This window comes from Streptomyces sp. MB09-02B, from assembly GCF_033794485.1.
GTDB lineage: Bacteria > Actinomycetota > Actinomycetes > Streptomycetales > Streptomycetaceae > Streptomyces.
The window spans coordinates 23,856-32,287 of the sequence record NZ_JARGEE010000048.1; the positions used below are offsets into that span (position 1 = coordinate 23,856).

Here is an 8,432-nt window from a genome sequence, read left to right on the forward strand (position 1 = left end):
CCGGATGGGGGCCCCGCCGTACCGGTGGCTTCGGGGCCTCTGCCGAGTCCCGCCGCTAACGTACGCCCGCGATGATCTCCGCCGCCGCCCTGCCGCAGACCCTTGCCGCGCCGTGCGTGGCGATGTGGAGGGCGGCTCGGGGCGGGGACTGAGGGACGCCCATTTCGACGACCACGGTGTCGGGGCGAGTGGCGAGAAGGGTGTCGAGGGCGGCGGTCATCCAGGGGTGCCGGTGTTCGTCGCGGACCACGGCGACGATACGGCGGGTGCCCGCGACCGCCAGGGCGGAGGCACCGGCGCTGTCACCGGCGAAGGTGCCCGTCTCGGTGCCCGGCAGGAGGCGGGCCAGTTCCGCGCCGACGCCCCAGGGGGTCTCGTCGCCCACGGCGATGTTCGCCACCGGGGTGAAGGCCGCGACGTACACGGGTTGGGTGGGCGGGTCGTAGTGCTCCGCGAGGGTCGTCGTCAGGGCGCGACGGGCGGCCACGAGACCGATGTCCCCGTCGGTGCCACCGCCACCGGCACGGCCCGTCCTCAGCGGCGTGGAGGACGTCCCGTCGACGCCTTCCGCTCCCCCTGCGGCAGTTCGCGTCCACCGTGCCAGTGCCCGGACCCGGTTCGCCGCGTCGGCGAGGCGTTCCTCGGGGAGTTCGCCGGTGCGGACGGCGGTGACGAGGGCGTCGCGCAGACGGCGGACGGTGTCGTCGTCGGCGAGGCCGCCGCCGACACAGATCGCGTCGGCCCCGGCCGCGAGCGCGAGGACGCTGCCGTGTTCGATGCCGTAGGTGCCGGCGATGGCCTGCATCTCCATGCCGTCGGTGACGATGAGGCCGTCGTAGCCCAGCTCTTCGCGGAGGAGGCCGGTGAGGACGGGCCGGGACAACGTTGCCGGAAGGTCGGGGTCCAGGGCCGGGACCAGGATGTGGGCGCTCATGATCGCGCGCGACCCGGAAGCGATGGCGGCCCGGAAGGGGGCCAGGTCCCGGCTCTCCACGAGCGGGCGGTCCGCGTCGATGCGGGGCAGGGAGAGGTGGGAGTCGACGGCGGTGTCGCCGTGGCCCGGGAAGTGCTTGGTGCAGGCGGCGACTCCCGCGGCCTGGAGGCCGGTGACGTAGGCGGCCGTGTGGCGGGCGACCAGGCCGGGGTCTGCGCCGAAGGAGCGGACCCCGATGACGGGGTTGGACGGGTTGGCGTTCACGTCGGCCGACGGGGCCCAGTTGAAGGTGACGCCGCACTCCGCCAGGCGGCGGCCCAGGGCGAACGCGACCTGCCGGGTGAGGTCCGCGTCGTCGACCGCGCCCAGGGCGTGGTTGCCCGGGAAGGAGGAGCCGGTGCGGACCTCCAGGCGGGTGACGTCGCCGCCCTCCTCGTCGATCGCGACCAGGACGTCCTCGTGCTCGGCGCGCAACTGTGCGGTGAGGGCGGCGAGTTGTACCGGCGAGACGATGTTGCGGCCGAAGAGACCGACGGAGGCGAGTCCCTCGCCGAGGCGGCGCAGCAGCCAGTCGGGGGCGGTGGTGCCCGTGAAGCCGGGCTGGAGGACCGTCAGGGCGTCCCGTGTGAGCGCGTCCTGTCCGGACGGGGAACCGGGCGAGCCGGTGGCGAATGTCGTCGGTGACATCGGGGTGGTTATCCCTTCACGGCGCCCGCGGTGAGGCCCGCGGCCATCTTGCGCTGGACGAGGAGGAAGAGGACGACGATCGGCACGGCCATCATGGTGGAGCCGGCCATCATCGGGGCGTATTCGGTGCCGTGCTTGGTGGTGAAGTTGCCCAGCCAGACGGTCGCGGTCTGGTTCTGCTGGCTCATCAGCATCAGGGCGTACAGGTACTCGTTCCACGCCTGGATGAAGCCGTAGACGGAGGTCGCCACCATGCCCGGGGCGAGCAGCGGGAAGACCACGCGGATGAAGGCGGTGGTGCGGGAGCAGCCGTCGACCATGGCCGCCTCCTCCAGTTCGCGCGGGATGTTGACGATGAAGCCGCGCAGCGTCCACACGGTGAACGGGAGGATGAAGGTCAGATAGGTGATGATCAGGCCGGTCAGGCGGTCGTACTGGCCGAGGTCGTTCAGGAGCAGGAAGACCGGGATGATCATGGCGACCAGAGGGACCATCTGCACCGCCAGGATGCCGACGATGACGACCTTCCGGCCACGGAAGGCGAAGCGGGAGATGGCCAGGGCGGCCAGCATGCCGACGACGATGCCGATCACGACGACCGTCAGGGAGACGACGAGGCTGCGGCCGACCGGGCCCCAGAAGTCGGCGATGTCCAGCGCGCGGCCGAAGTTGGAGAAGGTGATCGACGTCGGCAGCAGGCTCGGGTCCGGGTCGATGGCGTCCTTCGCCGGTTTGAACGCCGTGTTGAGCATCCAGTAGACGGGGAAGCCGGCCGTGACGAAGACGAACAGACCGAGGAGGTTCCAGCCGAGCTTGGACCTCCGGGGACCGGAGACGGGGGCAGTGCTCATTCGACCTCTCCGATCTTCAGCATCTGGCGCATGTAGACGCCGATCACGCCGAGCAGCAGCAGCACGGTGAGCAGGGCGATCGCGGAGCCCTGCGCGTAGTCGTTGACCACGAACGCCTTGTCGTACGAGTAGGTCGTGAGCAACTGGAACTCGGCCTCCGGGTGGCCGTTGCGCATCACGAAGACCTGCGGGAAGACGCCCATGTCCCAGATGACGGAGAGGGTCGTGAGCATCACGATGATGGGCTTGAGGATGGGCAGGGTGACGTAGCGGAAGACGCCCCAGGCGCCGGCGCCGTCGAGGCGGGCGGCCTCCTCCAACTCCTTGGGGACCTGGGTGAGTCCGGCGCTGAGGGTGATGACGACGAACGGCACCGCGCCCCAGACGACCAGCAGCGTGATGACGGCCAGGCCCTCGGGTCCGCTGGCGAACCAGTTGTGGCCGATCATGTCGACGCCGGGGAGTTTGCTGAGGAGCGCGTTGAAGACGCCGTAGTCGGAGTCGAACAGCCACTTGAAGACGGTGGTGGCCACGATGATCGGCATGCCCCAGCTCGCCACGAGCGCGATGTTGATGAGCGTCTTCACCCAGCCGGAGACCCGCTGGAGCAGCAGGGCGATCGCCATACCGATGACCATCGTGAAGACGACGCAGGCGGCGGCGAAGACGACGGTCCGGACGACGACCGCCCAGAACTCGCTGTCTGCCAGCACCTTGGCGAAGTTGTCGAAGCCGACCGATTCCGCCGGCTTGAACCCCCAGAGCTGGGACTGGCCGAACTCCTGGAAGGACAGGGTGGCGAGACGGACGAGCGGGTAGCCGAGGACGACGGCGAGGATCAGCAGACAGGGGGCGAGGAGGGCCCAGGGGACAGCGGCTCCGCCGGACGTCCGCTTCTTGGCGGGACGTTGCGGGGCCGCCGACGGTGGCGGTGGCCCCGGCCGCGCGGGCGGCATCTTCGCTGGGGCGGTCGTGTCTGCGGCACTCATCGCGCGCTCCTAAGCAGATGAAGGAGGGGCCGGCAGCAGCGCCCCCGAAGGGACGCGGAGAACTGCGCGACCAGCCACGACGCACCGGCACCGAACCCGACACCTCATCGCGGCACTTTCGTCAATCGACCACCGGCCGGCCCTGTGGCACTCACCGGCCGGACCCGGGGCCCCACCGGTCTAGCCGATGCGGCACACCCCGGTCGGGCCCGGCCACCACGGACGGGCCCGACCGGCAGGTCACCTCACTCGTTGTTGATGACCTTGTCGATCTCGGCGTCAGCCGTCTTCGCGGCCTCCTCGACCGACTGCTTGCCGGTGCCGATGGACTGCAGCATCGTCTGCAGGATCTGCGCCTTCTCGACCTGGCCCCAGCCCGGTGCCATCGGCACGAACCAGTTGGACTCGGCCGCGGTGGCCGGGACCGCCGTCGCCGGGTCGTCCTTCAGCGTGGCCAGGTCGGTCTTGTTGTTGGGCAGGTTGCCCTTCTCCATCAGACCCTTCTGCCCGGCGGGCCCGGTGAAGGCGTTGATCCACTCGGCGGCGACGGTCTGCGCGTCGGACTTCACCGGGACGGCGAGGTCGCTGCCGCCGAGGAAGACGGGCAGGTTCTTGCCGGACGGGCCGGGCATCACGAAGTTCTCGACGTTGCCCGCGAGTTTGCCGGTCTTGTCGTTCTCCTTGGCCGCGGCGGTCGCTCCCTCCCAGGCGGGGGCGAAGATCATGCCGGACTTGCCCTGGCCGTAGACGATGTACCGGTCGGACTCGTCCTTGGTCTTGTCGCCGTGCATGTATGAGTCGACGACGTTCTTGAACTCGTTCAGGCCCTTGACGGACTCCGGGGAGGAGAGGTTGGCCTTCCACTTGCCGCCGGACTCGACGGCTATGGAGCCGCCGGCGTCGTAGACGAAGGACATGGCCGCGTACCAGTCGCGGGTGGGCTGGTACCAGGCGCTGAACTTGTCGCCCTGCTTCTTCTGCACCTTGTCGAGGGCTGCGGTGAGCTCGTCGTACGTCTTCGGCGGGGTCTTGACGCCCGCGGCGGCGAAGACGTCCTTGCGCCAGTTGGCGACGCGGCCACCGGCGTAGTACGGGACGCCGTAGGTCTTGCCCTCGTAGGTGACGGAGGCCTTGAGGCCGTCCAGCCAGGCGTCCGCGTTGTCGAACTTCGCCTGGTCGAGGGGGGCGAAGGCGCCCTTGACCATGTAGGCGAGCATCTCCGTGTTGCCCATCTCGACCACGTCGGGGGCCTTGTCGGTGGCGAGGACGGCGTCGAGCTTGGCGTTCTTGTCGGGCCAGCCGTAGTACTCGTGCGTGATCGTGATGCCGGGGTGCTTCTTCTCGATCGCCGCGTCGGCGGCCTTGACCAGCTCCGGCCAGTTGTTCTGCGCGTCGACCGTGAGCCAGACCGTCAGCTCCTTGGTGTCCGCCCCCGTGTCCGAGCTCTTGTCCTCGCCGCCCCCGCACGCCGCGATGGAGACCATCATGCCCGCGACACAGATCGCGGTCGTCAGCTTCCTCTTCACGCCACCCTCCTCAGGGATGCCATTGCTCAGGGATGCCACAAACCCCCCTGCTCCCCGCGGTGACAGACGTACCGCCCATGGGGCCAGGACCTGGACCAATGGTGTAGACCAGTACGCCGGAGCTTGGCTCAGACCATTCGCCGTGTCAAGGGTGCTCGAACCCCCTCCCACCAGCCGTTATGCGACCTACATATGCAGGAACCTTTATGTAATAAGCCAGCGAAAACCGTGCGACTGAGCCACACTCTTCGGGTAGACCACTGCGCCTTCCTCAGCTGGACCAGCGGAGACCCTTCCGTGGACTAGACCAGCGGGGCCCGCAGAGGTATACAGAGGGATCACGCCACGAGGAGCCGGGAAGGCGGAGCATGAGCACCGACGTCAGCAGTGCGGAGAACGAGAACGGGGCGACCGTCCGTACCGCACGCGTGCCCAAGTACTACCGCCTGAAGAAGCACCTGCTGGACATGACCGAGACGCTTCCGCCCGGCACCCCGGTACCGCCCGAGCGCACCCTCGCCGCCGAGTTCGACACCTCGCGGACCACCGTGCGTCAGGCGCTCCAGGAGCTGGTGGTCGAGGGGCGGCTGGAGCGGATCCAGGGCAAGGGCACGTTCGTGGCCAAGCCGAAGGTCTCCCAGGCGCTGCAACTCACCTCGTACACCGAGGACATGCGCGCCCAAGGGCTGGAACCCACGTCCCAGCTGCTGGACATCGGCTACATCACGGCCGACGACACGCTCGCGGGACAGCTCGACATCACCGCCGGCGGCCGGGTGCTGCGGATCGAGCGCCTCCGCATGGCGAACGGCGAGCCGATGGCGATCGAGACGACCCATCTGAGCGCCAAGCGCTTCCCGGCCCTGCGCAGGTCACTGGTGAAGTACACCTCCCTCTACACCGCGCTCGCCGAGGTGTACGACGTCCGGCTCGCCGAGGCCGAGGAGACCATCGAGACCTCGCTGGCCACCCCGCGCGAGGCCGGCCTGCTGGGGACCGACGTCGGCCTGCCGATGCTGATGCTCTCCCGGCACTCGCTGGACAAGGACGGTCAGCCGGTGGAGTGGGTGCGGTCCGTGTACCGGGGCGACCGGTACAAGTTCGTGGCCCGGCTCAAGCGTCCGCAGGACTGAGCCACCTGGAGCCCTCCTGCGTCGAACACCCGCCACTCCACACAACCTCCGCATCCGATATCCGGACTGGGGGTTCCGTACGACGGAACGCGTCCCTTAGATTTCCTGCGCGCTCAGCAGGTGACCAGCGAGGGGACGGAGTCGGACATGTCACAAGCACCTGAAGTGAGACCACCGGGGGCACCGGTGGTGACACCTGCCAGGGTGGTCATCGCCGTGTGTCTGATCGCCCCGTTCGTGGCGATGCTCTGGGTCGGCTCGTACGCCAAGACGGACCCGGCGTTCATCGGCATCCCCTTCTTCTACTGGTACCAGATGGCCTGGGTGCTCATCTCCACGGCGCTGACCGCCACCGCGTACGTCCTGTGGCAGCGCGACCAGCGCGCCCGCAGGTCCGAGACACAGGGCGGGGGTGTCGCGAAGTGAAGGACGGCGTGAACGGCGTGGCACTCGCCGTCTTCATCTTCTTCTTCCTGGCCGTCACGGTCATGGGCTTCCTGGCCGCGCGCTGGCGCAAGGCCGAGAACGAGCACAGCCTCGACGAATGGGGCCTCGGCGGCCGCTCGTTCGGCACCTGGGTGACCTGGTTCCTGCTCGGCGGCGACCTCTACACGGCGTACACCTTCGTCGCCGTGCCGGCGGCGATCTACGCGGCGGGCGCGGCGGGCTTCTTCGCGGTGCCGTACACGATCCTGGTCTACCCGCTGATCTTCACGTTCCTGCCGCGCCTGTGGTCGGTCTCCCACAAGCACGGCTATGTGACGACCTCGGACTTCGTACGCGGCCGCTTCGGCTCGAAGGGCCTGTCGCTGGCGGTCGCGCTGACCGGCATCCTCGCGACGATGCCGTACATCGCCCTGCAACTCGTCGGTATCCAGGCCGTCCTGGACGTGATGGGCGTCGGTGGCGGTGAGGACACCAACTGGTTCATCAAGGACCTGCCGCTGCTGATCGCGTTCGGTGTCCTGGCGGCCTACACCTACTCCTCCGGCCTGCGGGCCCCCGCGCTGATCGCGTTCGTGAAGGACACCCTGATCTACATCGTCATCGCGGTGGCGATCATCTACATCCCGATCAAGCTCGGCGGCTTCGACGACATCTTCGCCAAGGCGGGCGAGGCCTACAGCCAGACCAACCCGGCGACGGACAAGCCACGCGGCGCGCTCGTCCCGGGCGACGCCAACCAGTGGACGTACGCGACACTGGCCCTCGGCTCGGCGCTGGCGCTCTTCATGTACCCGCACTCGATCACGGCGACGCTGTCGTCCAGGAGCCGCGAGGTCATCCGCCGCAACACCACGATCCTGCCGCTGTACTCGCTGATGCTGGGCCTGCTGGCCCTGCTGGGCTTCATGGCGATCGCGGCCGGCGTCCAGGTGCAGAACGGGCAGCTGGCGATCCCCCAGCTGTTCGAGACGATGTTCCCGGACTGGTTCGCGGGCGTGGCCTTCGCCGCCATCGGCATCGGTGCTCTCGTGCCCGCGGCGATCATGTCCATCGCGGCGGCGAACCTCTTCACCCGCAACATCTACAAGGACTTCATCAAGCCGGACGCCACGCCCGCGCAGGAGACGAAGGTCTCCAAGCTGGTGTCCCTGCTGGTGAAGGTGGGTGCGCTGGCCTTCGTCCTCACCATGGACAAGACGGTCGCCATCAACTTCCAGCTCCTGGGCGGCATCTGGATCCTCCAGACCTTCCCGGCCCTCGTCGGCGGCCTGTTCACCCGCTGGTTCCACCGCTGGGCCCTCATCGCGGGCTGGGCGGTCGGCATGCTGTACGGGACGATCGCCGCGTACGGTGTGGCCTCGCCGACCCAGAAGCACTTCGGCGGCTCGTCCGCCGAGATCCCCGGCATCGGCGAGATCGGCTACATCGGTCTCACGGCCTTCGTCCTGAACCTCCTGGTCACGGTGATCCTCACCTTCGTCCTGCGGGCCGCCAAGGCGCCCGACGGCATCGACGAGACCAGGCCCCAGGACTACACGGCGGACGCGGGCGACCCGGGCGTGCAGGTGGAACTGCCTCCGGCGACGGCGGGAACGAGCCACTAGGCGTGGCCTCCGACCGACCCGCGCCCGGTGCGTTGTCGGGTGCGGGTCCGGTGGGGGCTGGTCGCGCAGTTCCCCGCGCCCCTGAAAAAGCGGGGCCGCGCCCCTGCTTTTTCGCCCCGAAACGGCCGTAGGCCTTTCAGGGGCGCGGGGAACTGCGCGAGAAGCCCCACCGGACGGACGCTTGGGGGTCAAAGGGGCGCAGCCCCTTGGTGGGGGCACCTCCCGCTCGAGCGAAGCCGAGAGTGGGGGAGGGACGGGTAG

General features: G+C 68.9%; 7 protein-coding genes. 3 read left to right on the forward strand and 4 right to left on the reverse strand.

The features are described 5' to 3' along the window. Nucleotides 1-55 precede the first annotated feature (55 nt). From P1P70_RS10130 to P1P70_RS10145, 4 genes are all read right to left on the reverse strand, one after another. Nucleotides 56-1,621, reverse strand: coding sequence for a glycoside hydrolase family 3 protein (locus P1P70_RS10130; RefSeq protein WP_319236362.1), 1,566 nt, complete (start codon nt 1,619-1,621; stop codon nt 56-58). A gap of 8 nt (nt 1,622-1,629) precedes the next feature. Then, nucleotides 1,630-2,472, reverse strand: a complete 843-nt coding sequence (locus P1P70_RS10135; RefSeq protein ID WP_319236364.1) for a carbohydrate ABC transporter permease — start codon at nt 2,470-2,472, stop codon at nt 1,630-1,632. Continuing rightward, nucleotides 2,469-3,461, reverse strand: a complete 993-nt coding sequence (locus P1P70_RS10140; protein ID WP_319236365.1) for a sugar ABC transporter permease — start codon at nt 3,459-3,461, stop codon at nt 2,469-2,471. Before P1P70_RS10140 ends, P1P70_RS10135 begins: the two co-directional genes overlap by 4 nt. A 245-nt stretch (nt 3,462-3,706) precedes the next feature. Next, nucleotides 3,707-4,987: an extracellular solute-binding protein gene (locus P1P70_RS10145; RefSeq protein ID WP_319236367.1), complete on the reverse strand. Its 1,281-nt coding sequence runs from the start codon at nt 4,985-4,987 to the stop codon at nt 3,707-3,709. A gap of 368 nt (nt 4,988-5,355) precedes the next feature. Between P1P70_RS10145 and P1P70_RS10150 the strand changes: the two genes are divergently transcribed. The 3 genes from P1P70_RS10150 to mctP all read left to right on the forward strand — a co-directional run bounded on the left by P1P70_RS10150 (nt 5,356) and on the right by mctP (nt 8,171). After that, nucleotides 5,356-6,120 (forward strand): GntR family transcriptional regulator, encoded by a 765-nt coding sequence (locus P1P70_RS10150; protein WP_033525434.1) that lies wholly within the window; start codon nt 5,356-5,358, stop codon nt 6,118-6,120. A 147-nt stretch (nt 6,121-6,267) separates the two neighbouring features. Then, nucleotides 6,268-6,546 (forward strand): DUF3311 domain-containing protein, encoded by a 279-nt coding sequence (locus tag P1P70_RS10155; RefSeq protein ID WP_319236370.1) that lies wholly within the window; start codon nt 6,268-6,270, stop codon nt 6,544-6,546. Then, a complete protein-coding gene (gene mctP / locus P1P70_RS10160; protein ID WP_319236372.1) occupies nt 6,543-8,171 on the forward strand; it encodes a monocarboxylate uptake permease MctP in 1,629 nt (542 codons plus the stop codon). The genes P1P70_RS10155 and mctP overlap by 4 nt, the downstream gene beginning before the upstream one ends. The last annotated feature ends 261 nt before the right edge of the window (nt 8,172-8,432 follow it).